The organism is Alteromonas sp. ABH4_457, assembly GCF_056160625.1.
Window position 1 is genome coordinate 196,459 of the sequence record NZ_JBSWXN010000004.1, and the last position, 25,073, is coordinate 221,531.

Sequence of the window (25,073 nt, forward strand, 5' to 3'; positions counted from 1 at the left end):
AACACAAAAATATATTGATGTCAACATTTACATGAGTGATAAAAGTGCGCAGGTTACGTTTTCCGGCAGCTCGGGAAGCTGAAGCAGGTCGTAAGGTGACGCATTCCACAGTAAGCATAAGTAGCTGGCAATGGCCTGCCCTTGTTCATGAAAAACAGGAGTGTTACCTGCTTCAGAGAGTATCGTGGCTCTCATTGGTTCCGGTGCTAAACCAATAAACATAACTTGTTGCTTGGCGTTGCTAAGCTTGCCCTCACTGTATTGGGTTAACACTCGGCTTACCGAGCTGGTGATGCTGTATCGGCCTGTATCCGTGAGATACTGGAAATGTGCCTCCTGTAGCCCTCCATCCCGCAATGCTTGTATAAAAGCGAAAAACAAGGGCATATCCGGATTAAGTTCGAAGCAGTACAGCAGGCTGTAATAAATATCACTGTGCAGCTTGGTGTCAGTGTCAGGCAGTATCGTATCCACCAGCATTTTTGCATATCGCTGAGGGTCAGAAGTTTCAGTTGCGAGGGCATGACGTAAAAACAACCCCTTGGTCTTGCTTGGCATTTCTGGGTCGGCGTAGGCGGAAGCTTGCCACAGGGCTTTTTGGACATTCGGGTGGTCAATAGCCTGCATATACAGGGTAACAAAGTTTATATTGTAAGATTCAGTATGTAATGTTGACAGATTTGCGAGCAGGAGGGTTTGGAGCACATCCTCTTTGACTGGCGAAGCGTTGTTCAGGTAGCAGTGCGAAGCCCATTGAAATAAAGTGTGGAGGTTTTTTTGCTCCTGAGTGTCGCCGTTAAGTGCTCTGCGTGCGATAAGCAGGATAACAGGAAAGCTGAACCGGTTCAGAATGTGTGTGCATTCCGCTGTATCTTCTTTTTTTGCTTTGTCTTCAAGCATCCGGATATGGTCGGGGAAATCTAAATGGGGATGAAGCATAAGGATATCTTCAGCACAGGGCAGGGTAATGCTGCGTGCGTAAAGAAATTCAATCATGCAATCATTGCCGAGAAGATAGGCGGCGATAGTAAGGTGGCTCAGTGTGTTTGTCTGCTCAGCACATCTCAGTAGCCATTCGTTAATCTCGGGTGTGGCAGAGGAGGTGATCGCCAGAATTTTTTTGGTAGTGGGATCTAGGAACTCGCTTACTGTTGCAGCTGTGTTCAGCGGATTGGTATCAGCGGACAGGTGTCCCTTTTGCAGCATATAGCAGATGAGCTGTGCTGCGCTTTCGGTAAAGAGGGGGTTTTCGAAGCCTGAGATCAGTACCTTTTTAAGATTTTCAATGCTGTCGGATGATGAGGTCAGGCCAAGTTCTTCCAGTGTTTTTACGACAGTAAAGCTGCCACTTTGGTATGCAACATCGACCCAGTGGCACTCGCTGTCAGTGCGAAAAAAGTACTCTTTATCCGCCACCAGCAACGCCAAGAACATGCAGGCGTTATATGGTTTTAAAAAAGCTTCTTTGGTCAGTGTGGCTGGTGGACGGTTTGCTCCGGCATTTATCAGTTCCACAAGCACCATGGGCATAGGGTGGGCGAATATATCAGAGGAGGTTGTGAGCTTAGTGAAGTGATTGAGTATTAAGTACCAGTTGTCGTGATCAATTTCGAAGCCTGTACCTTCGCCGCACTGCGCTTGGAAATGCTGAAATAAAGGTACAATTTGTCTGTAGTCCTCGTTATTTTCCACCGAAGCGAGGACGAATCCAAATGTATCCTGAAGCAATTTAAGTGATTTCATTTTATTAATCAGTGCGTCAAAGTGCATTCATAATAACACAGAATAGGCCAAAAGTAAATTTATATTCACTCACTATTATGCATGCATTGTCATTAATACAGCCTGCGCTTGCGGTGGGCACTCAGGATGGTTCATCAGCTCGTAAGGTTGTAAATCCCATGTTTGGAGTAGTTTTTCTAATCGCACTGCGCTAAATGTAGTTCTCATCCTCCGGCATAGGGCGGGGATAATCTCAGGGTGTGTGTGAGGATGACAACAGGATAAGTATGTCATCATCTTGAATGCGTTGTCACAATTGGTCACGGGTTTGTCAGATTCCAGCAGTATGTCGAAACACTCTTCGGTAATGCTGTCAGTCTTAAATTTCCATGCTGGCATGCGAAGGAAGGTGAGATTTAGTGCAGGCAGGAGCCGTAACAGCCACATCTTTTTCTCATCTTTTATTGCACGTTTCAGTGCATCCGCTACCGCGAGCTGAAGGCTGGTTTCGCAAGTAAAGTTGCCCTCAATAAAGCGTCCGTAGGCGACCACGAGCTTATCTGGGTTTGGGATATCTGCCAGTTCGGCCTGAATCACACAGTTCAGGATTTGCTGTGGTGACTCCGCGTTGACTTTGAGTTCTGGGTTGAGAGGTGTTTCCCTGAAGATTAAAGGTAAGTCAGATGGGTCTGGTGCTGTCCATTGTATAACTTCAAGGGCTGTCCCGACTCGCAACAGGGGGTCGGACGAAAGGCATGTAAGAAGATGAATACAGTGAAGTAAATCGGGACTCGAAATACCAATCCCATTTGCAGTACACGCAGCAAAGATGTTCTTTGTTAATCCACCCATATTCCAGTTGAATCTTGCTAGTTCCAGTTCGGACTTCGCTCTTTTGCCGCTGTCGTCAAGCTGGTATCGGAGCATGGCGGCGAATACCGGCAGGGTAAATTCTGTGAGTATGTCTAAGCCGCCCTCGTTATCGGCGAGGCTCGGAAGAGTGCGCTTGGCATGATTTTTAAAATCTTCGCTGTGAACTGTCGTTGCTGTCAGGGTGGGTAATGAAATACCTTTTTTCTTTAGCAAGCGAATGAGTAATGTATTACCGGTTAAATACGCTGGGACTAAGGGGTTTGTAGAATCCTGCGGGTTGCCAAACGCAGCGTGAAGGTAATCTGCTACCCAATTGACGATTACGGGGTCGTTGGATCGAAAGAGTGCAGTTAAATCCTGCGTATCAGCGTCAGGTGCCAGTGCAGGATCGGCAAGTTCGTTTTCAATCAGCCATATGGCGGTGTCGGCTGCGTTACTATTGTCTGTCGTGGCAGCTAAAACGATTTTTTCAAGCGTGATTTTAGTTAATGTTGAAGAGGGCGATATTGACCACCCGCTTTCCAGTAGTTCGACAGCAGAGGCTGTGTGGTCATAATTCAGGGCGCTATGAAGGATTCGCGTTCTGTCTGGATGGTAACGATCTAGTGTGCGGTGTACATAGGCGGCTTCCTGTCTAAGCAGGGGGATAAAGTTCGGAAAGCAGGTAAGAATGCGAACTCGGTCTAAAGGCATGTCAAGACCTCGCTTTGCTGCCTCTACAAGCAGAGGTAAACTTTCTTCAGTGCGAAGCAAAAGATTCCATGTTTCGGCTGACAGCGTGTCACTATCAGGCTCTATGATACTTAATATCTTGCTCAAAATGTCTTTGGCATCATCATGATAACCGTCTTTAATCAGAGAAGATAAGGCTTTGTCGTAAGTGGCAACCAGATTTTTCATTACTTACAGGCTCCGAAGATGCATTGAAACCAAAGAAAGAATTTCATCAGTAATAGCCTGTGAAAGTGTCAACTCTGGCTTGCCGTCCAGAATGCCGGTATCGCCGTGCAAGTGCTTTGAGGCTACCTCGGTGATTAGCGAGTACAGGTGAGGATCGCTCTCGATACTGATCGCCTCTTGTTTGCAGTTAACGGCAAGCGCTTCTGCCTGCAACCTGTCAAGAACGGGCTTCGCTGGGTTAAACACGCTATCCCAGCGCTTGATGAGGTGGCTGATATCCTTCCTCGCGGCATGCTCAGAATTGTGAATTACCTGTTTGTCGAGATAGTCTGAAAATCTCATATTAACCCCATCTGATATTAAGCCTTAAACCCCGCAGATGGGTGGTTGTAATAGCACGATTCTGTCGTGTTTAGTTGGTCTGCGCTCAAATATCCTTTACGCAGCATGTAGTCAATGACCTGTGTTACATCGCCTGATCTGTTTGGGTGATTGGCACTGAAGTTCAGTAGTGCTTTCAGGTGATCAGTGCTGGTGGATGATGATGCCAATCCCTGTTCTTCAAGCAAGCGAACAACAGGTTCAAAAGCGATGCTGTAGGCGATATCAACCCACTGGCATTCATCGTCAGTCAGGATGAAAAAACGGCTATCCCCCACCAGCATGGCTGCGAATATATACGCATTGTCTGGCTTCATAAACGCCTCTTTGGCAAGACTGGCTGGAGGGTGATTTGCTCCTGCCTTCATCAGCGCATTCACCGCCATTGATATGGGGTGTAGAGTGGGGTCGCCAAGGCTTTCTTTTGCGGGATTGATTAGCAGCTCCCAACCCAGATGGTCTATTTCGAAATCTTCGTCGCGGCCTTTGAAATACTCATAAAGCGGGGCTATCTCGCGACAAGTCTCACTATCAGTGGCAGCAGCGACGAAATTGCTGAATGTTTTTGCTAACAATTTGGATAACGACATGGCTACTGCAATCCTTCTGAATTCTTCTTTGTGGCAACCTCTCTGAAATAACACAAAAATCAGATGAAGTCAGCCGAGTTAATTGCCTTGGTCATGAAAATATCAGAAAATATCAAGATCATCTCCGTGACTGAGCTATTATAATAACACAGAACCTACCTAAAAGTCAACTAAAAAAAAGAAAGTTAAAATGAGAGGCTGACAGGCTGAGAAAGTTACTTTAATATAGTTGATCTATTTTAAGTTGGATTTTATAACATGACACAACACACGACAGAATCACCTGCCAGTACCGGCAATAAAGGCGATGTAATTGCAGCCTTCATGGGTATTACATATGCTCAAAAGCAAGGCCAAGGTAGTCCATTTTCAATTCGCCGAGATTTCTCCAGATTGATGGGGGGAGGGGTTTTCCCCTATGTAATTGAACATGCCACAGAGTTGCTGTACATCATGACGCACGGTGTGGCGACAGACGCCTTCTACCCTGATCTGGTGCTCGCAAAGGTAAAAAGCATTCTATCTACGCTGGAGTACAACTTCTGGGCGACGCATCAGGAAAATCTCACAAACAACGCAGAGTATAAAGGCTGTGATCGTCATAGTCTTGAAATGGACGGCGATATCCTGCTTCGTCAGTTGGCTATCAGACAGTCCCGTATCACTGTGTATAATGAACCGCAGTTTCTGGCCCGAGAGGTGGTTGTTGCACTTGCTAAAAAACAGTACAAGATTGCTGAGGTTCATCTGAGAACGTTAAGAAGCATGATAAGTGCAAGCGCCCCGTCTTTCTCTGCTGTAGCAAAGCACGTTTATCGTCACGAAGGTCGTATTTTGTCTTATGAGGAGCGCCATGTGAACCATTCCTTGGAGACGGCGTAACAATATCATGGCAAGGTAATATTCACCCCTTGCCTGCTGGGATTGTTCTTCCCATGCATCCTTGGGGCGCGACAGGATGTTGCGCCCTCTTTTGTATTTCGCTAATAGAGCCGGAATTGTCTGGCTGATGTTATTAGCCCGCTATCCCTGAGTTGTGCGATATTGCAGACAAGCGCATACAGTGCGTCGTCGATGCGGATATCTTTGCCAGCATCAGGCAATCGCTCAGACAGCACTACTGACACCACAAAGCCTTCGTCTGTAACTTTCACACTGGCGTCTCTGTTTTCGTCGCTGATGCGCAGTGCGCCACCTTTGATTTCATGCTTGAATGACTCTGCGCAGAGATGAAATTCATTGTTATCCAGAATATCATCGTCGTACCAACTCTGTATGATTTCTACTGCTTCGGCTGGCGTAAGGGTGTCTCTGCTGTCCTTGGGTAGTACCAGCTCGAACCCCGTATAGAGGGTTGGGCCTTGGTATGAGGTATTGAAGAACTTTGTGCCTCCTAATTGAATGCCAGAGTCTTCCAGATCTGACTGGTACAGGAATGCTCCAAGAGCTGCAATGTCTTCAGCCACTTGTACCAGCACGCCTTGTTGATACAGTCGCAACTCCGGCATTTCGTAGTGGTCGCAGTCGCGCATTGCCTTTTTGATTTTGGCAAGTGTGAGGATGTTATTGTCATTCTTTGCAACCTCAATCTCAAAATCCAGCAACAGAGTGTCACTGTTAGTGTTACAGTAGTGTGATACATTGATGTGAAACCATACGCCTGACGGCGAGCTTTTGCTGGTCGTCATAATGCTCACTACCAGATGCTCTTCTGGCAGTGCAAACATTGCAGAGAGGTGGTACTGCTTGCTGAGATTGAGAACAAGGGGGAGCGCCCCGTTTTCGGTTGATGCGCTAAAGCCCATATTGTTAAGCAGGGCTTTGGTACGCTCGATAGTAGCATCAAACAGATGGGGGCTTGCAAGCTTGCGGATATTCTTCATGCGTTCACTCTCTCCGAATTCAGTATGTTTATAATAACACATTGTCTGTATAAAGTAAACAATTAAGTGTTGGATTTATATTCTCAATGTATTATAATTTTGAGATATTATTTACGGATTTATTTATGCGCGTATTATCTCGGAAATCTTCGGAAACCCTTTATTTTGTAAACAATCTCAAAGCTGCACTAAACGCCTGTGAGTCACCGGTGGGCGAAGTGTCTGTCGATGAAATCAGAGATTGCATTGCAGAAGGCTTCGGCTGGAACTCGGATGCATCTATGAACGTAGCGTCAAGACGTATTTTGGACGGCAGGCCGCTTCAGGATGGCCTGAAGGAACCGGTTCTTATAGACCGTATGAGTCGGGTTCAGGAAGATATTTTGCGCTTGCAGTTAGTGAGGGCTTGTCGGGGATACCTTGGGATCAGGCATCCGATGCTTTCCCCTGTTGCTGCTGTTGAGGTAATTACAAAAATGCTTTGTGGCAGGGAAAGGAAGTTGGGTAAATTTTCACTGTTTTCACAACGCTCTTTGGCGCGGAGATTGCCGGAAACACTTTATCCGGAAGAGCTGGGAGGCTGCACCTGTATCTTATCTGAAAACACCCCAGAGGGGATTGACTTCAGAACCTTGCTGGTGGAACGCATGGTTTTAGCCAAGACGGAGAGACGGGGTGCGGTGATTGTCGCGCATAAAAGCAGAATGACAGAGATAAGTAAGTATGCCAGCGATGCAGCGAATGCATTCGGGTTGCCGTTAGGGGTGTGGGACTTATCTGTGTCTGACGCACCTGAGATTAAGGTTGGAGACAAGGTATCTTTCGATCCATTGGTAATAAGCAAGGCTGATAAATCTTCTGCATTACAACGCTGGATGCGGGCAGGAGCGGAGCGCGGCGTAAATGCGGCATTGAGAACATCGGAAGAATCCGAAAGCTTTATTGAACGTCAGGTAGAAATAAGCATGATGCTCAAGCATGTCGAGTCAGTATTGGCCGATGCAGGGCAGGAGCGGTTGCTCAGCGAACTGGCCTCGCACAAAGGGCTTTGGACTACGGCAATCTGGCAGGATCTCGGCGATGAAGCACAATCCGAACTAAGACGGGTGTTTATGGATTACTTTATTGCTCCGTTTTTCGATGGGGATAGCCTGACAACAGAGCTTGGGATGATAAACGGGTTCGGTGTTGATCAATCCATTAATCACTGGCATGAATACCTGTATCGGGTAATGGGGCTTGACGGGGTGGAGGACGTTGCCGAATCCACCTATGCGGTTGTTTTTAACCTGTTGTCTCTTGTTTTTAAAGCGGCAGAGAATTTCGGTTATGATCCGGCGCTGGGGGATCGTCTGGCGACTAAACTGGCAGACAGAGCGATTTTGCTGGTGATCTTGCCTGATAATTTGGCGGAGCAGGAGACCGACTATCGTTCAATGACTATTTTCGCGATGGAGGCATTGAAACTCGCGATGGTCGAACAGCCGACACCGGAAGAGGGGTGGTTGGTGTATCTGGACAGTGATGGATATTACCCTGATGAACTTGATATGGTGGCATTTATGCAGGCGGGTTCTGGTGCATTCTTTCATGTTGATTCTGAGTTTAATGATGAACGCTGGGCGGGTAGTAATTCATGTCGGTATATGAATTACACTTCCTATGTTGTCACGGATGCTTCTTTGCTTCCTGTAGCACGGGTAGGTGATCATCTGGAGAAGTCGCTCGCAGAAGCGATTAAGCCTTCCTTGTTATCAAGAATGAAAAAAGAGAGTGGTTTCTGTCAGGCAGGAAAGTGTCTGCTGGTGATGCGTTCACTGTCAGCGCCAACACAGCTTGGCCAGTTGCGTGGGGTTAATATGGGTTGTTGGCTGAGTCTTGGGGGATAAACAAAATGCCTTTTAATTCAGATGATTTTATCGCTTGGAATAGTAAAGAAGACAAGATGAAATTCGAGGCCGCAAAAGCCGGTTTGGGTCTTGTTGTGCTTGTTATTATGATTCTCTGGACATACATCCCTGCTAAGTTATGGCCCTCGGTTTACCAAGTGCCTTTGCATATCGAAGACACGCTGTTGAACCCTGAATACATGTCGACGCATGATTTACCGGATTTGTGGCTTAAGGAGATGTATCATGAAACACCTGAAAAGGTGGATATGTACTGGTCAATCATGTCCTTTAAAGGCTTTATGCGCGGCGTAAAAATTGACGATTACTACGATCATAAGGTGGACGGTGATTTGCTCGTCATAAAGTACCGGTATTACGATAAGAAAAAGGAGGCTGTTATTCAGCGTCCTGCTGTTTGCCCTGAAGGGCGTGACATAAGGCCCGTCACTATCGACGGTAAATATATCGGGTTTGGCGTAAATAAGCAGGATGATTCTGATCAGGCCTATGATTGCGGCCTGATCATGTACTTTAAGGTTTATTCGTATTACTTGGAAGAAGGGTTTGGCAGCCGAGCTTGGCAAGACTGAGTTGAATGTCAGCGCTGGTGGTTTATGCCACCAGCAATTCCTGAGCAGTAAGTGCATGAATTACTTGCTCAGGAGTCGTATCTTTGACGTCAATATTGACACTTTTCAAAACAGACTCAGCTTGTGCAATCAGCTCTTTATCATAGCTTGCAATGCTTAATGCCGTAGAGCCTTTATCTGCCATTCCTACCCAGAGTCCCGCAGGGTCGGTGCTGGCAAGAAACACGTCCTGTATTGGTAAATCGATATTTCCGGTAATCTCACCTTTGGTTACGGTTTTAAATTTCATTAGAATTCCTTGAAAATAATAATTTTTGGTCAGGCAGTCTGCTCTAAAGGGGCCGGAACCGGAAAGTCTTTCAGCAACGTACCATCTTTTGTCTTCTGCTCCCACTGGAACCAGTTAAGTCGGACAACAATGGCCTTTTGACTCACAGGATCTTTGCCTACAAGTTTGTAGGAGTTATTTATCCCCGCCCAGACAAAGGCTTGGACATCTGCTCCGGTCTTACAGTTTTCGGGTAATGGCGTCTGTTTCCACATGATGTTATTGACTCTTAATAGTGCATAATTAAAATAACACATTATCTACTGAAAGTCAATATTGTTGAATGTAAATGCAGGGTAGTGTGCTTGCGTCAATAAAATATACGATGTATTATTTATATGTTTATGCATAACTGGTATTTAATGTTGAGGCTCTATGAAAATTTTAAAATTAAGTGTTATTGCAGCGTCTCTGATGTTTATTGGTGCGGATGCGTTTGCTCAGCAGTATGTTTACCGTACTTCAGGGGTGCAGGGTAGTCCTGTTATTCCGGCAGGCATGGTAAGTCATTCGGGTGCTTCTGGCACTGAAACCGGTTCATCTGAATCATCCGGTGAGACAGGTGCGGGCGCTGAATCTGGTTCAGAAACCACTGCGCCGGAAGAAGATCTGGAAGAGGAAGAGCGGGAGCCGCTTTCTTGGTCTTATGACGTGATGCACGGCAAAGACGGCTCATGGATAAACTATACGACTGACGCTAGTCAGTACCAGCTACCGTTCGACGGCAATTTGTCAACGTACTCAGGCAAAATGGAGGCAAGAAACAAGGGCTGGATTCGCCAAAGTCACTATTCTGATCGCCCATTTACCGGTCATGTGAAGGTCGATCTCCAGTTTGGTGTGAGCGACGGATACGGCAACAGAGGGATGCTGGTGGTGCAGTGCTATAAGAATGGGGGATATGTTGATATCTGGCGCAATACCGACCAGTGGAGTAACGCACAATGGACATCCATGAGTATGAGCGGCAATGTTGCAGATTGTGAGGGTATCAGTGTTTATGGTGGCGATACTGGTAAAGGCGTGGTGTTTTACCGTATTGGTGAAATTACCGTAACAGAGTCCTGATAAGACAAAAAACTTTTAAGAGGGCTGCTTTGCAGTCCTTTTGCATGGAGGAATGATGAAGAAAATCCTATTGGTATGTATGGTAATCGGCATGACCGGATGCAGTAGTATGGGTAAAAATACATCGCTTCAGTCAGCAATGAGTAATGTTGATATTGATGCTGGCAAGGGGGAGAGTGTCGTAAAGGTGTGTGTCGACGATACGGTCACGATGAGCGGTGAGAGCTGGCGCTGCCAAGGATTCTCCCTGTCAGAAGAGCAGGTTTACGAGAGTGGCCGAGACTTCTCTTATTACGCCGCCCGAAACTGGCCGGAGAGTTTTGACGAACGGAAGATATGGGTTGGTGCCCGCGCAGAGCGGAAAAAGGGAGAGGTAAGGGCAAACTGGTCGATTTTTATGGGATATGAAAAGCTAAACTTCCCAGATGGTGAGGTTCATGCGCCTGTTGTAAGGTTCTGTAACGACATTGTGAGCAATATTGGCGCTAGCAGAACCGAAGGTTGCTTTATTCAGGTAAAGATTGCTGAATAGGCGCAGGTTTATTTATTGGCATCGATGATAATAATGATGCTGGCGGTTGCCGGTATACCGCAGTGCCAGCTAGGCAACATAGAGCTGCGCTTTCTCCCTGATAGTTTCTTTTTCTGTGGCTAATTGGCTCACTGTTTGAAGTTGTGTAAATTGGTACAGCGCCTCAGCTCTTAAAATCATTTTTTTGTCAGCAGAAAGTAGTGAGTCACAATAACTGGCCATAGCGATGTGCGCGGCATCACATAGTGTGTTAGTCATATAGTCAGACTTCTGGTTGGGGCGTTCAGAATGAAAGCGAATCCCGTCGAAAATGCGGCAGCATGAGCAGAATCCAAGCAGTCTGTTACGGGGTGTGTCCTGAGTCAGGTGGTGCAGCTGGAAGTAGCGCTCGGGGGTCTCCTCTCTGATAGAGGGGTCGATGTTTTCCCATATGACTCTCATTGTGTCAGGTGCGAATTCTGTGCTGGGTTGGTAGTTTTTCTCCCTGAATCGCATTTCAGAGGCATTATAGCGACTGATCTCTTCCATAAAGTAGATCACGAATTCGAAGGCTTTCAGATTTTGTCTTGTGTCAATGGTGCCATGGTTACCTTTAAAGGCTGCATATACCTCTGTTGGGATCAGACCCTCTGCAAGTTTTATCTCATCATTGCTGCTGATATACATAAAAGATGCATCAAGTTCTGCCAGTGCATAGAGGTATTTTTCAGGCGTATCTGACTTGTGAATTTCAAGCAGGTTGAACCACGAATATACATACTGTGTGTCAGGCGCTGTGGCCAGATTAAATCTGCCCTGCACATAGCCACTGATAATACTCTGATCGAGATAGATAGTTGTTGTCATGATATTAAAATACGTCGTAAATATTATCGTTAAAATAGCACAGTATGCTGAATAACGAAATGTTAATTTGCGATATATATATGCTTAAGTTTTGATTGGGCAAATCTGGCTATCACCTTGCCACTTATATGCCTGAATGATTTGTCCGGCGTGTTTTTAAGTACATCTACACCGGTTTCACGCTGCCTGAGGATGGTGTAAACGTTACCTTCTTTGCTATGGATCTCATGAATTTGAAACGCTGTTATATGTTGAACAGCGGCATCAGGGTCGCTGAGGATTTTGTTTATTTTATGTGTCAGCACTACCTTTTCGACTGAAAGTCCGCCTTCGGAGCTGTAAATGGATGCATCAATAATAGTTATTTCGCCCTTTCTCAGGTGAGCGGTTACCGTTATTTTCGTGCTGGCAGATTTATTTGGCTCGGCAAAACAGGCTGTGCCGGAAATAAGCATCACCGAACTCGGCTCCATGTTCATACTTGCCTCTCTATATACTTCTTAGAACTATACTAAAGTATATCTTTGTACGCAAAACGCACAAGTTAAATGTGGGAGTTTTTGAAAAATTTAATGTTTAAATGCAAGAAAATTTACATTAAGTATTTTTAACTATTTCATATGTCTACTTATCGCTCTATAATCGCCTGTAAATTTTATGGAGTATTATTAATGTACATGCGGACACGTTCCACTTTTGGGGCACTTGTCGCCAAATTTGGTAAGGTATTTGAGGTGCTCGCCGGACTGGCGCTGATAGCCTTAATGGTTTATGTGGGCATGAACTCCGAGTATATCATTGAGACTCTCGGTGAGTATTTCGGATGGACGGAGCTGCCCGATTAAAAGAGCAGCCCCGTAATATCGCTAGTTGCTGTAAGACAAGCCTCGGAAGCTTGAGCAGGTCTTGATAAGTTCGATGTTGGTTAAATCCGGTTTGGCAGTGCGGTAGCGTGAAGCCAGATTCAACAGCATTTTAATGTCTCGGCCTGCTATCTGAGGTAATCCTCTCATTAGCTCTTTAATCTCGTCTTCACTGAAGTCAAAACCAAAGTTCTCGCCCTGAATAGCCCATAGCTGCTTTGACTGTGCATCAGTAGGGTTCTCGTACAAGATAATGGCTGCTGCGCGACTTTCAATGGCTTCGTCCACATCGTTACTGCGGTTAGTGGTCATGAAAATCATGCTGTTGTGATATTCCAGCTGTCGAAGAAAAGCAGCAACGACAGCGTTTTGGTGAATGTCGTCGCCACGTCTGCGCACATAGGTGTCACACTCGTCAAGCAGGCCGATTGCACCCCAGTCTTCCATGCGTTTCAGGATTTCCTTCAGGCGTTTCTCGACATCTTTAGGATCAACGCCCAGCTGACCACTGTGTACGCGGTAAAGGGGTTTTTTAATAACCTCGGAGTAGATCTCTGCGGTCAGTGTTTTACCAAGACCTGCCGAGCCTTTGCAGAGCACGAATGTTCCGCCAGATTTACCCTCCACGATATCGCTTCGGATCACATCAAAATCGTGTACCAGAATATCCAGCAGCTCTTTTTGAATATCAGGAAGTACAATTTTCTCACGTAACTCTGGCTTGTATTCATAAATCTTTACCTGTGACGGCAGGAGGTTTATGTGCTCATGCTCTTCCAAGTCAAAGAAGCAGATATACGGATGAAGGGGTACTTCTGTATGAGGGTCGCCGAGGTTCAGGTCGTAATCCTCCCCTTTTGCCCAGAAGTAGCCTCTGTCAAAACCTGTGTAAGTTGATTTTGGCTCACTAACATCCTGAATGAGCTTTCTGCCTGCCGGTATTGTTGTTGGCCGATTGTACTTTCCGGTGCTGGCTTTTGTTGTGCCTGTAACCTGAAACTGTGTTGAATACAGGGGAATATACTGAGTAAACAACTCACACTCGTGGGTGTGGCTGTCAATCAGCTCCTGTGTTTCAGGTATATATCCTTTGTTGGCAAGGATGGTGTAAGCGTCCAGACCCATGGCTTCGTGGGAGTATACAGTGATAATGGAGCGGTTTTCGCCATGCAGATTCAACAAGGTAACGCTGATATAGGCATCAGAGCGCTCACTCTTAGGCGAATACTCAATGGAGGTCACCAGTGAAGGGAGTCCTGTACTCCGGTGAAATAGCCATCCTTTGATGAGGTTGTCCTCGATAAGCTGTCTGAATGCATTTTTGAGCTGTGAAAGCTTGGAAATCTTTACGCCTTTTGACGCCTCAATCAGCTTGATTGACATGTTGATATCACGGACGGCGGCTCTGTCGCCTTTTTCCTGACAATACTCTTTTAACGTACTGAGCGTTTCCGTTGTCCATGCCTTGCGGTGAAACTCGTATGTATACGGTTTGCCTTCACGGCCACCCCATCGTTTTTGTTGAAAGACTTTGACTGCTTCTTCATTGCCTTTCTTTTCGAAGATGCCTTTTAGATCTTCTTGATAATCTAAATTAAGTGCTAATTCCATGAATCTACTCCGTAATTGTAATACGCTTAATATATCACAAATATTAAAGATTGTAAATAGACAATTGAGGATAAAAAAATGCCGCCAAGGGAATGGCGGCAAAGGTTGGGTTCTTGCAAATGAATTTGCAAAGATTGGCCTCTCAAGCAAATCTGTTCAGGCATCATACACCCCATTTAATTTATTTAAAGTATTAATAGCTATACTTAATGATAGCCATTTAGACGAACAAAAAACTTAGATAGCCGGGTCAATTAAAACGTGGTATATTCCATCCTGTTACGGAGGTATTTATGTTGGTATCTATAATCATGAGAACACCCTTAAGCGCGGGTGTGGTTGATACATTGTTATCAATTAAAGTTCAATGCCATACGGCATGGGAGCTGCTTATTGTTGGTAATCCTGCTGTTGTTGCAGATGCTGTAACGGAATCAGGAATTGAAGACGGCGCTGTGAGATTTTTCTCTGAAGATTTAACGCATGTGGCCGACGTGGTGCGTCAGTGCAGGGGTGATCTTATTGCGTTCGCCGAGGCAGGTGATATCTGGTTTGTGCATCGTCTACGAGAGTTAGTGGCGGCTGCTGAGCATAGTAAGGTGGTTGTTGATAACGGGCTTATCAAGGAAGGTGATGAGCTTGAGGATGTACTGCCTTACTGTATCGGTGATGATTTTGAGCAAACTCTGGCGGAAAACTGGAAAGGGGTAAGGCTGACTATGTTGGCAGGCCTTGATGTGCCCGAAGTATTGCGCTGGAATGTGTTTTCACAGTCGCTGTTGTTGTCGAAGCTCATCTCTGAGTATAAGGCTGATTTCATACCGTCACCATGGTATACCGCAGCTGATTTAAAGCTGGGCTTGTCTACACAGGGGGCGGTAGTCAGCATGCAGCGTGAGATTGATGATATCCAAAGTTGGTTAGTGTCGGAATCGGGTATTGCGAGTCTGGTGGTACAGGAGCAGATAATGGAGAACCTTTCAGCAATCAGGAAGGGGTTGTTATTTTAGAATAACTTATTGCGTATTCGTGTAAAAATTTCTTTGGCTCGTGCTTTCTCAATTGCGAATTTAAAGATCTATTGTTGGTAAGGCAAGAGTTGAGTTTATTGAAAAAAATAGTTTGGAGGATTCAAATGGCATTAATTAACTGTAAGGAATGTGGTCAAAGTGTTTCTGATAAGGCACCAACGTGTGTTAAATGTGGAGTTCCAATAGCTGCTCTAAAAGAAGTGTCTTCAGCTGGGGTGGTGTTAAATACAACTCAAGAAACGAGTAAGAAGCTTAAGATTCAGGCGTTAATTTCTGGATTGATGATCGTTATTGGTTTGGTTTGGTTTTTCCGTGCAGAATCTGATGGTCAGTCACTACCAGCACTTATTACGGTCATTGGTATTGTGTGGAATATTGTGAACAAAGTGCGTATTTGGTGGCATCACAAATAGTCAGCTAAAAAACTTGAACTATTAAAATAGATGAAGTATTATAAAGACCTGAATGAAAGCCGTTATAGTTTGTTAGCGTTTTTATTTGGATGTGTGTTTCCCTTCTTTTGCCGAGCCTTGCGCTCGGCTTTTTTGTACGCACTATCAAGCAGTTAAAGTTATTTTTGGCTGGTAAGCAAGGTTATTGAGATAACGCGGGGTCGTTGTGGCAAATTGAAGTGATATTGGCATCACTACAAAGAAGGTTGTGCTGGTGGCTATTTCCCACCAGCTTTTTTAATGCTTGAGCGATAATCCCAGTAGAGTAGGATCATAGCCAGAATGGATATGCTGAGTGCGGTATAGAGATAGTCCATGGCGTCGTGCAGCGTTTTAAACTCATCATAATGGCCAATCAGCCAGTTTCTGACGGTTTCCGTGTGCAGGATTATGCCTAATAGCATCATGGCAATAGCGAGCGCTCCGGATAAGCTAACAGCAATGATAAGTGGCCATCCGAATGGAGCAGCTTTATGCTCAGCTTTTATTTTCTTTAGCATTAAATTATAACTCAATGATGTTACGGGATTGGCGCTTTGACTCTGCGTTCACCTCATCGGCAAAGGCATAGAATTCATTAATCGCTGTGATTTTCTCAAAGAAAGCTACCTGCTCATCTGTTGGCTTTAGCAGTTCGCCTTCGGCGGGAAACAGCTTGTCCGCGATAACGCCGCCCAGTTCTGGGGAAACAATAGCCACGCCGTTGTGGGAAATATCTACCCCATCAGGATCGGAGAATGACGGGACAGCTTTCGCTGCATAGATCATGACCTCGACTTTAATGATGTTGTCCTCTTCGTTTTTGAGTTCAACGGTTTTATGCGAAATTACACTGTGGTACTGACCTTTATTCATGGTCAAACTCCTTACTGCGCATAGCTCTCAAAGCGGGAGCTGTGCATGCTATCTGATGGTATATCGAGATTCCAGTGGAAGCTTGCGTAGCTTCTAAAAAAATCCCAGTCCTGTTGATTGGTTGGCTCATGCGTGCAATGAAGGCACTGACCCTTTTCATCTTGTTCTGCAAAGGGGTGATGGATATCAATGCCCATTTTGCCGAATCGCCCGACAGTTTCACCGGTCTTTGTGCTGTGTACCCAGCAGGTTACTCCGTCTGATTCGTATACGTATTCCAGAGGTGCTTGTCTTGTTTCACTCGCTGGGGTGTTGTTTTCCTCAGTAAGCCAGAAAACAGTGACGTCATCTTTGGTTTCAATATAGAGCTGGTAGTGCCCGACAGTGAATCCACCGTCCTCATCCATTGCTGGGAGGATTTTGTGCGAAAATCCGCCTTTTATATTGGCGTTAAGCAGAGATAAGATTGATGCTGCATCATTAAAAAAAGTAAGAGAAGGTATTCTGCCCATATTAAGAGCCGTAGCCTCTTCAGGGTTTACGGGTGAAGCAGAATACTTCTTCAGTGCTTTTTTCACTTAAGCGGCTCCTTTTGCCTGCTTTATTACTCTGGTTGTTTCTCGGATTACTATATCACGAACGGCATCCTGATCGTGAGTAGAAGTATTGATTCGAACAACGTTTTGTCTACCTTCCAGAATTTCAAAATATCCGTCATTCACTCGCTCAAAATAGGATAACGGGCTGGATTCAAAGCGATCTGGTTCTGATTCACCCCATCTGCGACGTAAAGACTCCTCCACAGTGTCAGTGTGAAGGTGGAAGATGAGATCGTAAACAGGCATATCAGCCATTACAACAGACATCAGGTGATCATAATCACTGACCGAAATGGTGTCTCTTCCCCGTACTTGCATCGCAAAAGAGCAGTAATGAGAACGATCAATGATCGCAGCATACCCTTTCTTAAGGTGAGGAAGAATTAGTGCTCTCCAAAGTTGATTCCGAGAGGCGAACATCAAGAGCAGTTCGGTTTTAGGGTCAAATTCTTCGCCATGATTGGAAGTGGTATCATTACTAAGTACAAAATCACGGATCTTTTCGGCGATAGGTGTACCTCCCGGCTCGCGGGCGGGTATATAAGGCTGGCCCATAATTTCGCAGGCCTCAGCGATAGCTACGGAGGCAGTGGATTTACCGCTTCCTTCAATTCCAGCAGTTGTAAATATCATAAAAGCTCTTCTAATTAACTAAGTTTATTGTAACACATAAGTGCCTAGTTGTCAATCAATGAATCATGGTCAATATTCCTGAGCTTCCAAGCTTCAAGCATATCGACATTATTGGGAATAAATACCGTATTAAAATGACGCCAGTATTTTGTTGAAAGGCAGCTGCCGTCAAGCTCCATTCTGGCAGAGGCATTATCTATATGTTGTGAGATAAGATATGCTTCGCATTCCAGCATAAGGTAGATGACCTGACGCGCAAGTACATCTTTTGTTTTGTCGTTGAATGCGATGGTTTTGTTGTGGGCTTTAAGTAACTCTCCTGCATCCATATAAAATGGGATGGGGTGCCGGTACAGTTTGTCACTGGTCGTCTTCAGAAGATTCGAAATATCAAGACAGCCTGCGTGCTTCTTGCTGATAAATGCGTCAGCAGTAGTTAGTGGTATATTAACCACTCCTTTGATAAACATTTTCCCACTATCGGGCCTCAGGTTTATCATGATGATGGCGGAAAGCTGCCCGACGTTCATGTGCGTAACTGGCATGTTGATGCCATTGACACTTAAGTTGTCAATTTCAACGCGGGTTGCGTGAGAAAGGGGGCATAGTGTTTCTCCAAGAATAACAGCACTGTTGAGTAGGTAGCCGGAGTCGCAATGCTCGGTAAAGCTCTGGCAGGGCAGAGACAGTATGTATCTCATCTTGTCCTCAACAACGATCTTTGCTTTTGACATTTTCTGGTATGTGATGTCTGGTACTTTTGGCAAGAAAGCAGGAATACTGTGGGTGCCAATAAAACCTCGCTGAAGGTGGCGGGCCATCAGGAGGTGCTCATTAAGATCGCTATCAGGAGAGACCTGACTAATCAGCCCAAGTTTATTGACACTGGCCAGCCAGAAGAGTAGATCAAATGCTACGCGGCCAGTGCTGTTGTCAAACAGTGCAGCGTTGACGCCTTTAACATTAAGAATATCGCTAAGTACTACCGGATTGCACTCATATTGCCAAAGTTTGAGGTCATCATTCCACTCGCGACTTTCTATGAATTCGCGGTGGCCGTTATTGGATTCATGCAAGCTGAGGGCTATGGCTAATTTAGGGCGATTGTCTAAATTGGCTTTTGCGATAAGCGGTTCTACGCTTTCTGACGGATTGATTTTGCCATGGGAGTCTGCCAGTGCGACTAACGTCTTCATATGGTAGATATCGCCACTCACGGCGTCATTTTGAACGGTTTCAATTAGTGCGAAATAGGATGGTTTCTGGCTTTTATCCGCATATAAGGCAACCGGTTGTGCAAAGAAGTATTCTTGTTTAAAGATAACCGGAAGGCTGTGTGCCAAATCATTAAGCATGTCGCAGAATTCGATAGTATGCCGTTTATGGTTCTTAACAATGAATGTCCGGTTCAAGTCAGAAATTATCATTATATGTCTGTCCATTTGAACCCCGCTTAGCGAGGATTTTTGATTTCACGCATGCGCCGCAAGCGGAGCCTGAGTGTCGCTCTAATAAATGTTGTCGGTAAATACAAGGGCTTGGGTCTTTTCAAAAGGCTTAGAAATAGATGCCTGCAAACCTGAATTTAGTGCAAGTCTACCTGTTTATTTAATATAAAACGAGTATTAATTTGTTAGATGTATCTTTCTATAAAGGCAACCTCTGCTTGTTGTTATAGTTATTAATTTAAATAACTATTGATAGCAGACGCGAAGTATTGTTGCGTGAAGAGCGGGATTCATTCCTATATAGTATGCAAATCGTACAAAAAACTATTAATAGGTGGTAAATATTACTGGTTTGGGGGGTGTTCGTCTGATATTCTCCCGATTAGCGATGTATTTTACGGCGTATCTATGAGAGAGAAATCATGTTGAAATCAGTTGTCGAGAAGTTCGAGGTAAAGGTCTGCTTAACACGCGAGGAGATCAATCAGGGATTGGCATTCCGGCATCAAGTATTCGTGCAGGAAAAGGGTTACGAGCCAGATTTAGGTAACGGTATGGAGACAGACGTCTATGACGGAAAGTCCGAACACTGCCTGATTGTCGATAAAAAAACGGGTGCTCCGGTTGGGTATTTCCGTGTGCTTTCTAAGCTCTCGCCTTATGCAGCCAAGGCGGAGAGGGCTGATGGGATTGATTGCATTGATGCGTCTACGAAAGAGCTGTCCAGACTGCTGATTTTGCCGGAATATCGTGATGTTGTTAACTTGCCCGCTATTTTTTTTGCAATCTGCGTGCATCTGATTTCGTCGAGAATTTATAACATTTACATTGTTGTAGAGCACAAGCTTGCAATAGCGCTCAGACGTTCAGGCTATGCGCTTACCCGAATGAGCAAGCCCTTCGAGCTTCGCGGTACTCGTTCTTTGTTCGAAATAGCAATGACTGAAGAAGAGTTTTCTCGCTACCGCGCAGCTTAGCCTTGCTCTGCAAGAGCTAAAGCGGCTTCAGCCCACAGGGACGGCGCGACTTCTGGGTATCTGGATTTTGTTTCCGATAATGCTTTGGAAGCAATCTGTTTACGAACTCTTGGGTGATTGAGTTGAGCATCTTCATAATCAGAGGAGATTTTTCTGACTATACTAAAAAGCACAGCTTGAGCTTCGGTGCTGTTATTTACAGTTTGGAGAAACATACTTTTTTTCCTCTTTAATGAGATTGAGTGAAGCGATGCCTTTTTCAATTGCTGTATTCAACGACATGTTTGCAAGTATGAAAAACAGCATATCGCAAACAGGCGCTATCTCAACTTCTTCACGGTCTTGATAAAGCGATTTTACAGGAGTAAAAACACCATGTGGAGTTTCCTTGCTGCGTGTCCACATTCTTGCGGTATAGTCAATGCAATACGTATCGGTCTCCAGCCAGAAGTGAGGCAGTTTGCTGTCCTTATTAATAACCAAAGATCCTTTGCATACTTTATGGGGAATCTTGTGATTCGCTAAAAGTGTGGTGGCCAGTCGCATAAATCCGTCGCACTCGACGGGAGTATTTTCGATAGGCTCAAGGATGGCTTCAAGTTTTAACTTTTCCGGCATTGGTTGGCTAGGCATGAAGGTTCTCACATTTGTTATGCTGCAATTCTGCCACAATCAGTGCGCTGTACAAAGTGTATAAGATAGTAGTCGACTCCTTGTTCTGACTTTTCTAAGTTTAACTCTTGAAGTCTGACACATTCTGCTTCGATTTGAAGCAGTTCGGTTAAATTTGCCTCGCAAAGATCGCCTTTCTCAATAAAGTGAAGACTATTTTTTGGACGCGCTGAGCTATCCTTCCGAGATGACGTCATCAGAATAACTGAACCCATATCTTTACAGTGCGCTAAACGTAATGTTTTCAGCATCTAAATACCCCTTAACCTGAAGTCCTTATAATAACACATAATGCGAATAAAGTAAACTCAAAAACATATTGAAAATGGTGATGTTTTTCACGTATTATCGAAATATACGGCGTACTAATTATTGAGGGTGAATCGTGGCACTGGACAAAGAAAGTAAGATGCGATTGATGCAAAGAAGGAAGGCGGCAAATCTAGGTGTTGGTGTAGCGACCAGTGCCGGTAAAATTACATCCCGACTGCCTTCACAGAAGCCTGTGCGTGGCAAGCCTATCGCCTGTCCAAGCGGCGAAGAGGAATTTGTTACCAAAGAAGGGAGGGACTTTGCTCAGGCAAGGGAAATGACGCAAGAATTACAGTTGGCGGAGAATTTAAAGAAGGCGCTGTACTGGAGCAAGTTAAATGTTTTGATTGGTATGCTTGCGCTTTGTGTGGGATTTTTCTTTACTGAGTGGAAGTCTGTTTGGGTTGCCGGATGGACTGGTGAAGAGATATTTGGTTTAGCTGGATTGGGTGTATCTTTCATTGCCTTTGTGAAAGGTGTTGGTGTCCTGATTAAGGGTAAGCGAATGCGGGCGACCCGTTTTTCAAAGATTTATTTGATGTTTAAGCGAGTTTTTGTATTTCAGGGTATTTTGCCTGTGTTCGCAATTGTTGGGATAGCTGCTTACCTTTTTGTTGCGCCCAATCCGCTAGTTTTGCTGCAAGATGTGAAATTCTTTGATGTGGTTTTCTATTCTGTTTATGTGGCTTGGGTTCTATTGGGTCTGACCTATTTCTTGGCGTATAAGAAGATCCTGCGCTTTCAGGAAGAGAGAGGGTTGCGCTAAGAATTACTGACAGTAAGAAGAGAGGGGGCGTGAGACATTATGCCTCTTTTTTACAAAAGGAAAAAATTAAGTATGAAGACAGTATCGAATTTAATGGCCAACTCAGTATACCTGAAGGTTGGCGGCGTTTTTCATGCTCTCGAAAACACCTTAAAGAAGCGCTGGAGAAAAAATCTGGGTTATTCGACATCTTATGACTCCGTGCTGGAGGTCATTAACCTGACCTCCGGTTGTACAAGCGTAAACGCCCCTGAATTTACTGCTATAGGGGCGTCAGAGCAGGAGGTGATGGATATTTTTAACGCAAAGAAGATCAACGAAAATGAATTTTTGCACGATTTGCATATGTCTAAGCATCACTGGGTGGCAAAAGCTGTTTGGGCGAGGGCTATTGAGTACCTGCTTTGGGCAAGAGAGGAAAATCGTTCTCATGCTATGCAACTGGCGTTGAGCCTGATAGTAAATTCCTCTCGTGAGGACAGGGCGAAGATTGCAAATGGATATCGGTTTAGATTTAACATGATTAGTGATCTGGAAAGAATGGTTTGCAGTGATTCTGCTCTTGCTATGAATAACATTTTAAGCTTTTTAAACGATGAGGGATTTCAAAAACTACTCTGGTCTACCCAAGGGCGTTCAATTATCAGTTTTAAAGGTGAGGACTCTCTGTTGGCATTTTTATGCAAAGAGGAAAGGTGGATGATTCAGGAGAGAGCAATGAATCTCTTAGTTGAGTCGATAGTCATGGCTTATAAGGTATCGATATTTGACGGGCATCGCTTTTTAGAAGCGAGTCTGGCAGGTGTTTGTGCGGATGATATCGCCAGATCTGGAATACTTAAAGATTTGTTTTCAAGCTTAATTAGCCACTCAGAGGTAGCGCTGATTTCTGGTGTAATTGATGAACTGGGGCGTAAACAGATTCTGGATAGAGAGTTTAGTATTGAGGTCGTGTCGAATATCTATAAACACGGGTATTTATGTTCAGCGAACCTCACGCCTGCTCACGAAGAGGTGCTGAATAAGGTGGCAGAATTAACGGCTTGTCCTTACCTGTCACCGGATGAGATACTTATGGAGCAGTTCAGAAATCATGCGCGGGCAAAAAGAACATTTTCCAAAATATTTCTGGGCAAATGCACCGTGGATGCTGGTGGGCCGAAAGATATGTTGACGCTTAGGCAGTTCGACAGCTTGCGTTCCGTCGACTTTGCAGGTGGTGGTGTCAAAATAGAGCTTGCGCTTTTGGCAGTAAGGTATGGATTAGCAGATATGTATGACATGATTCCCTTGTATTCGGGACATCCGAGATTCTGCGAGTTGCTGTCAGGCAGCATTAAAGATGGTAATGCTGCCTGAGGAATCTTATTTTGTGTCTTCAGGCATTCGTATAGAGACTTCGCACCGCCCACTACCTTGAAGTGTAGAGAATGTTGAGCTTGGACTTATCAAGCTGTAAACACCGTCAGTTCGGAAACGGTGGATAGCCTGCTTAAAGGAAGTGACTCCTTCACTGGCAATCTGGTTCAGTTCCTGCTCGTTTACAAGACAGCTGACAGACATAACCGACGCTTCAGATATCTGACTACTTTCAAGTTGGCAAGAAAGGCGCTTCTGCTTTCCCTTGCCAACTTCTATCATGCCAGACTTATACCCTACTTTTACGGTTGTGGTAGGGCTGAAAGCTGGAATGGAATCGTCGAATGTTTTGCAAGTCCGAAGATCTTCAAAAAAATCGATATTTCGACGCAGAGATTCATCAATAGCTGCTACTTTATTCACCAATTCTTGTGTCAGCTCTCTTCCTTTGCCGACTCGGGTGGCAACTATACGAACTCCTTTGTCAGACAAAGGACGGTAATCACGCTTACTGGGGTCGTCTTGTCCAGCGGAGGACGAGGTGCTGACTAAAGAAAAAAAAGCCGCACTTAAAAATAATTTGGGAAATGCCATGATAAATACACCTAAAACATTATTTACAGAATCGCCAATATAATACCTCATTTACCTATTCAGTCCAATGCTGGTTTTTCATTCAGCAGGCTCTCAAGGAGCTGGTTAGCCTCAAGCATTTTGCTCTTGTTTTTAAATAAGCTGATTACTGATTTTCTTACTTCATAATTGTCTTCATCAGAACATAAAATAGAGCACATCTTATCGACTTTTCTGGTAAAGTTTGTTTTCTCTGTTCGCGTCTTCAGTCTGTTGCAAATTTTCGCTGTGCGAGCAACGCCGCAAGAGTGAAATGTGATTGTAAAGTAGGTGTAGTAATTATTCTCACCGCTATCATCGGTGAAGCCTAATTCTTCTATCTCATCAGTCGTCTGAACAAGAGGCGCAAAAATGTAGAGAATGCTATCGAAAAAGAACACATCTGTTCTGTAGAGATCGAGCTTTCGTGGTTTTGTTATGTTGGTTATCTCATCGATACTGCTGATAGGCAGGTGTCTTTTGATTTCATCTTGCAGGAAGCTACTGTCGCAGTAAGCCTTAATGCTTCCACCTTGGTAAAATGCAATTCCCTTAACTTCTTTTTTGCCAACTGAATAAGATAGAAGTGCGCTATTCTGTAGTTGCATGATATAACCCTGAGTTATTAAACTCTTCTTATAATATCACAGAAAGTTGGCGTTGTAAATTTGTCAGTTCAGGGCGTTGTCGGAATACTCATTCTCAAGAAGAGGCTGGAAGTCACAACCACTTGTAGAGACAGCATTGATAGGGGAGTACCCTTCGTCAAAAGCAAACTTCCAGTACCCGTGTTGCGTAGTTGTGTCTTTACGGAAAAAGCCTAATGCTATTGCGAGTGCATGACAATGCGATGCATGGGCTGCCTGTCCAGACATGGCGTTTACGTCAGACATAAGGAGATTACTGAGTTTTAGGGATTTAAAGCCGAGGGTGTAATCTTCCGTTAGTTTTAGTTGCATAAAGTAACCTTCATAGGGCGTAAGGCTATTTAGTTCTTTACTTTGAAGGCAAGTGACGGATACTGTTTTATCCGGTGTCATGCCCACCAGCAGGGTGTCCAGAATCATTGAGGCGGTGAGATAGTCCACTTCTAGGAGGTGTTTGTGCTTTACCAGTAAGTCCCGAACATTGAACAGCCTTATTTCTCGATAGCCGTTAGAATGGCCGTCTTGAATGTACCAGATCTTTTCAAGTTTTGAGAAAATGTAATGCTTGTTCATTGTTGTCAAATAAAGTAACCGTAATGCAATCATTGTAGCGTCGCCAGTTATATTTTCA

General features: G+C 44.7%; 31 protein-coding genes. 11 read left to right on the top strand and 20 right to left on the bottom strand.

All coding sequences use genetic code 11. The annotated features are described in order from the left end of the window. Nucleotides 1-27 precede the first annotated feature (27 nt). The 4 genes from ACXAGR_RS10780 to ACXAGR_RS10795 form a co-directional block, all read right to left on the bottom strand. Nucleotides 28-1,743, bottom strand: coding sequence for a hypothetical protein (locus ACXAGR_RS10780; RefSeq protein ID WP_474850086.1), 1,716 nt, complete (start codon nt 1,741-1,743; stop codon nt 28-30). 75 nt (nt 1,744-1,818) lie between these two features. Beyond that, nucleotides 1,819-3,495: a hypothetical protein gene (locus ACXAGR_RS10785; RefSeq protein ID WP_474850088.1), complete on the bottom strand. Its 1,677-nt coding sequence runs from the start codon at nt 3,493-3,495 to the stop codon at nt 1,819-1,821. A 3-nt stretch (nt 3,496-3,498) separates the two neighbouring features. Further along, complete coding sequence (locus tag ACXAGR_RS10790) at nt 3,499-3,837, bottom strand: hypothetical protein (RefSeq protein WP_474850090.1); 339 nt, start codon at nt 3,835-3,837, stop codon at nt 3,499-3,501. A gap of 17 nt (nt 3,838-3,854) precedes the next feature. After that, the gene (locus ACXAGR_RS10795) at nt 3,855-4,520 is read right to left on the bottom strand and encodes a hypothetical protein (RefSeq protein WP_474850092.1); all 666 of its coding nucleotides are present in this window, start codon (nt 4,518-4,520) and stop codon (nt 3,855-3,857) included. Nucleotides 4,521-4,724: 204 nt separating this feature from the next. Between ACXAGR_RS10795 and ACXAGR_RS10800 the strand changes: the two genes are divergently transcribed. After that, the gene (locus ACXAGR_RS10800; protein WP_474850094.1) at nt 4,725-5,348 is read left to right on the top strand and encodes a hypothetical protein; all 624 of its coding nucleotides are present in this window, start codon (nt 4,725-4,727) and stop codon (nt 5,346-5,348) included. Between the two features lie 101 nt (nt 5,349-5,449). On the opposite strand, the gene ACXAGR_RS10805 is transcribed toward ACXAGR_RS10800, so the two are convergent. After that, a complete protein-coding gene (locus ACXAGR_RS10805) occupies nt 5,450-6,349 on the bottom strand; it encodes a hypothetical protein (RefSeq protein ID WP_474850096.1) in 900 nt (299 codons plus the stop codon). Nucleotides 6,350-6,474: 125 nt separating this feature from the next. Between ACXAGR_RS10805 and ACXAGR_RS10810 the strand changes: the two genes are divergently transcribed. Together ACXAGR_RS10810 and ACXAGR_RS10815 are read left to right on the top strand one after the other, a co-directional pair. Beyond that, nucleotides 6,475-8,238 (top strand): hypothetical protein, encoded by a 1,764-nt coding sequence (locus ACXAGR_RS10810; RefSeq protein ID WP_474850098.1) that lies wholly within the window; start codon nt 6,475-6,477, stop codon nt 8,236-8,238. Between the two features lie 5 nt (nt 8,239-8,243). Further along, entirely contained in the window at nt 8,244-8,831 is a 588-nt protein-coding gene (locus tag ACXAGR_RS10815) for a hypothetical protein (RefSeq protein WP_474850099.1), read from the top strand. Nucleotides 8,832-8,853: 22 nt separating this feature from the next. Here ACXAGR_RS10815 and ACXAGR_RS10820 read toward each other — a convergent pair whose 3' ends face one another. Then, on the bottom strand, nt 8,854-9,120 hold the full coding sequence (locus ACXAGR_RS10820; protein ID WP_474850101.1) for a hypothetical protein: 267 nt from the start codon (nt 9,118-9,120) through the stop codon (nt 8,854-8,856). A 414-nt stretch (nt 9,121-9,534) separates the two neighbouring features. On the opposite strand from ACXAGR_RS10820, the gene ACXAGR_RS10825 reads away from it, so the two are divergent. Both ACXAGR_RS10825 and ACXAGR_RS10830 read left to right on the top strand, forming a co-directional pair. After that, nucleotides 9,535-10,227 carry a hypothetical protein gene (locus tag ACXAGR_RS10825; protein ID WP_474850103.1) on the top strand — a complete coding sequence of 231 codons (693 nt, stop codon included), beginning with the start codon at nt 9,535-9,537 and terminating at the stop codon, nt 10,225-10,227. 91 nt (nt 10,228-10,318) lie between these two features. Then, nucleotides 10,319-10,759, top strand: coding sequence for a hypothetical protein (locus ACXAGR_RS10830; protein WP_474850105.1), 441 nt, complete (start codon nt 10,319-10,321; stop codon nt 10,757-10,759). A gap of 69 nt (nt 10,760-10,828) precedes the next feature. Here ACXAGR_RS10830 and ACXAGR_RS10835 read toward each other — a convergent pair whose 3' ends face one another. Both ACXAGR_RS10835 and ACXAGR_RS10840 read right to left on the bottom strand, forming a co-directional pair. Then, entirely contained in the window at nt 10,829-11,605 is a 777-nt protein-coding gene (locus ACXAGR_RS10835) for a hypothetical protein (RefSeq protein WP_474850107.1), read from the bottom strand. Nucleotides 11,606-11,667: 62 nt separating this feature from the next. Further along, nucleotides 11,668-12,084: a hypothetical protein gene (locus ACXAGR_RS10840; protein ID WP_474850108.1), complete on the bottom strand. Its 417-nt coding sequence runs from the start codon at nt 12,082-12,084 to the stop codon at nt 11,668-11,670. Between the two features lie 198 nt (nt 12,085-12,282). Here ACXAGR_RS10840 and ACXAGR_RS10845 point away from each other — a divergent pair, with 198 nt between their 5' ends. After that, a complete protein-coding gene (locus ACXAGR_RS10845) occupies nt 12,283-12,450 on the top strand; it encodes a hypothetical protein (RefSeq protein WP_474850110.1) in 168 nt (55 codons plus the stop codon). Nucleotides 12,451-12,471: 21 nt separating this feature from the next. Here the strand turns inward: ACXAGR_RS10845 and ACXAGR_RS10850 are convergent, their stop codons facing one another. Continuing rightward, complete coding sequence (locus tag ACXAGR_RS10850; protein ID WP_474850112.1) at nt 12,472-14,079, bottom strand: AAA family ATPase; 1,608 nt, start codon at nt 14,077-14,079, stop codon at nt 12,472-12,474. 293 nt (nt 14,080-14,372) lie between these two features. Between ACXAGR_RS10850 and ACXAGR_RS10855 the strand changes: the two genes are divergently transcribed. After that, complete coding sequence (locus tag ACXAGR_RS10855) at nt 14,373-15,089, top strand: hypothetical protein (RefSeq protein ID WP_474850114.1); 717 nt, start codon at nt 14,373-14,375, stop codon at nt 15,087-15,089. A 125-nt stretch (nt 15,090-15,214) separates the two neighbouring features. Next, nucleotides 15,215-15,523 carry a hypothetical protein gene (locus tag ACXAGR_RS10860; protein WP_474850116.1) on the top strand — a complete coding sequence of 103 codons (309 nt, stop codon included), beginning with the start codon at nt 15,215-15,217 and terminating at the stop codon, nt 15,521-15,523. 257 nt (nt 15,524-15,780) lie between these two features. Here ACXAGR_RS10860 and ACXAGR_RS10865 read toward each other — a convergent pair whose 3' ends face one another. The 5 genes from ACXAGR_RS10865 to ACXAGR_RS10885 are packed head-to-tail and all read right to left on the bottom strand — an operon-like array spanning nt 15,781 to nt 19,076. Then, nucleotides 15,781-16,062 (bottom strand): hypothetical protein, encoded by a 282-nt coding sequence (locus ACXAGR_RS10865; protein ID WP_474850118.1) that lies wholly within the window; start codon nt 16,060-16,062, stop codon nt 15,781-15,783. Between the two features lie 4 nt (nt 16,063-16,066). Further along, entirely contained in the window at nt 16,067-16,417 is a 351-nt protein-coding gene (locus tag ACXAGR_RS10870) for a hypothetical protein (RefSeq protein WP_474850120.1), read from the bottom strand. 11 nt (nt 16,418-16,428) lie between these two features. Further along, nucleotides 16,429-16,995 (bottom strand): hypothetical protein, encoded by a 567-nt coding sequence (locus tag ACXAGR_RS10875; protein ID WP_474850122.1) that lies wholly within the window; start codon nt 16,993-16,995, stop codon nt 16,429-16,431. Next, complete coding sequence (gene tmk, locus ACXAGR_RS10880) at nt 16,996-17,649, bottom strand: dTMP kinase (protein WP_474850125.1); 654 nt, start codon at nt 17,647-17,649, stop codon at nt 16,996-16,998. 44 nt (nt 17,650-17,693) lie between these two features. Continuing rightward, nucleotides 17,694-19,076 (bottom strand): hypothetical protein, encoded by a 1,383-nt coding sequence (locus ACXAGR_RS10885; RefSeq protein ID WP_474850127.1) that lies wholly within the window; start codon nt 19,074-19,076, stop codon nt 17,694-17,696. Between the two features lie 443 nt (nt 19,077-19,519). Here ACXAGR_RS10885 and ACXAGR_RS10890 point away from each other — a divergent pair, with 443 nt between their 5' ends. Continuing rightward, nucleotides 19,520-20,074 carry an acyl-homoserine-lactone synthase gene (locus ACXAGR_RS10890; RefSeq protein ID WP_474850129.1) on the top strand — a complete coding sequence of 185 codons (555 nt, stop codon included), beginning with the start codon at nt 19,520-19,522 and terminating at the stop codon, nt 20,072-20,074. Here the strand turns inward: ACXAGR_RS10890 and ACXAGR_RS10895 are convergent. The 3 genes from ACXAGR_RS10895 to ACXAGR_RS10905 are packed head-to-tail and all read right to left on the bottom strand — an operon-like array spanning nt 20,071 to nt 20,997. Then, complete coding sequence (locus ACXAGR_RS10895; protein ID WP_474850131.1) at nt 20,071-20,289, bottom strand: hypothetical protein; 219 nt, start codon at nt 20,287-20,289, stop codon at nt 20,071-20,073. The genes ACXAGR_RS10890 and ACXAGR_RS10895 overlap by 4 nt on opposite strands. Beyond that, the gene (locus ACXAGR_RS10900) at nt 20,267-20,707 is read right to left on the bottom strand and encodes a hypothetical protein (protein ID WP_474850132.1); all 441 of its coding nucleotides are present in this window, start codon (nt 20,705-20,707) and stop codon (nt 20,267-20,269) included. Before ACXAGR_RS10900 ends, ACXAGR_RS10895 begins: the two co-directional genes overlap by 23 nt. 17 nt (nt 20,708-20,724) lie before the next feature. Further along, nucleotides 20,725-20,997 carry a hypothetical protein gene (locus ACXAGR_RS10905; protein ID WP_474850134.1) on the bottom strand — a complete coding sequence of 91 codons (273 nt, stop codon included), beginning with the start codon at nt 20,995-20,997 and terminating at the stop codon, nt 20,725-20,727. 134 nt (nt 20,998-21,131) lie between these two features. On the opposite strand from ACXAGR_RS10905, the gene ACXAGR_RS10910 reads away from it, so the two are divergent. Next, nucleotides 21,132-21,824 (top strand): hypothetical protein, encoded by a 693-nt coding sequence (locus tag ACXAGR_RS10910; RefSeq protein WP_474850136.1) that lies wholly within the window; start codon nt 21,132-21,134, stop codon nt 21,822-21,824. Nucleotides 21,825-21,896: 72 nt separating this feature from the next. After that, the gene (locus ACXAGR_RS10915; protein WP_474850138.1) at nt 21,897-23,183 is read left to right on the top strand and encodes a hypothetical protein; all 1,287 of its coding nucleotides are present in this window, start codon (nt 21,897-21,899) and stop codon (nt 23,181-23,183) included. Between the two features lie 6 nt (nt 23,184-23,189). Here the strand turns inward: ACXAGR_RS10915 and ACXAGR_RS10920 are convergent, their stop codons facing one another. The 3 genes from ACXAGR_RS10920 to ACXAGR_RS10930 all read right to left on the bottom strand — a co-directional run bounded on the left by ACXAGR_RS10920 (nt 23,190) and on the right by ACXAGR_RS10930 (nt 25,048). Next, complete coding sequence (locus tag ACXAGR_RS10920) at nt 23,190-23,828, bottom strand: hypothetical protein (RefSeq protein ID WP_474850140.1); 639 nt, start codon at nt 23,826-23,828, stop codon at nt 23,190-23,192. A gap of 8 nt (nt 23,829-23,836) precedes the next feature. Then, the gene (locus ACXAGR_RS10925) at nt 23,837-24,403 is read right to left on the bottom strand and encodes a hypothetical protein (RefSeq protein WP_474850142.1); all 567 of its coding nucleotides are present in this window, start codon (nt 24,401-24,403) and stop codon (nt 23,837-23,839) included. Between the two features lie 63 nt (nt 24,404-24,466). Further along, complete coding sequence (locus ACXAGR_RS10930) at nt 24,467-25,048, bottom strand: hypothetical protein (RefSeq protein WP_474850144.1); 582 nt, start codon at nt 25,046-25,048, stop codon at nt 24,467-24,469. Nucleotides 25,049-25,073 lie beyond the last annotated feature (25 nt).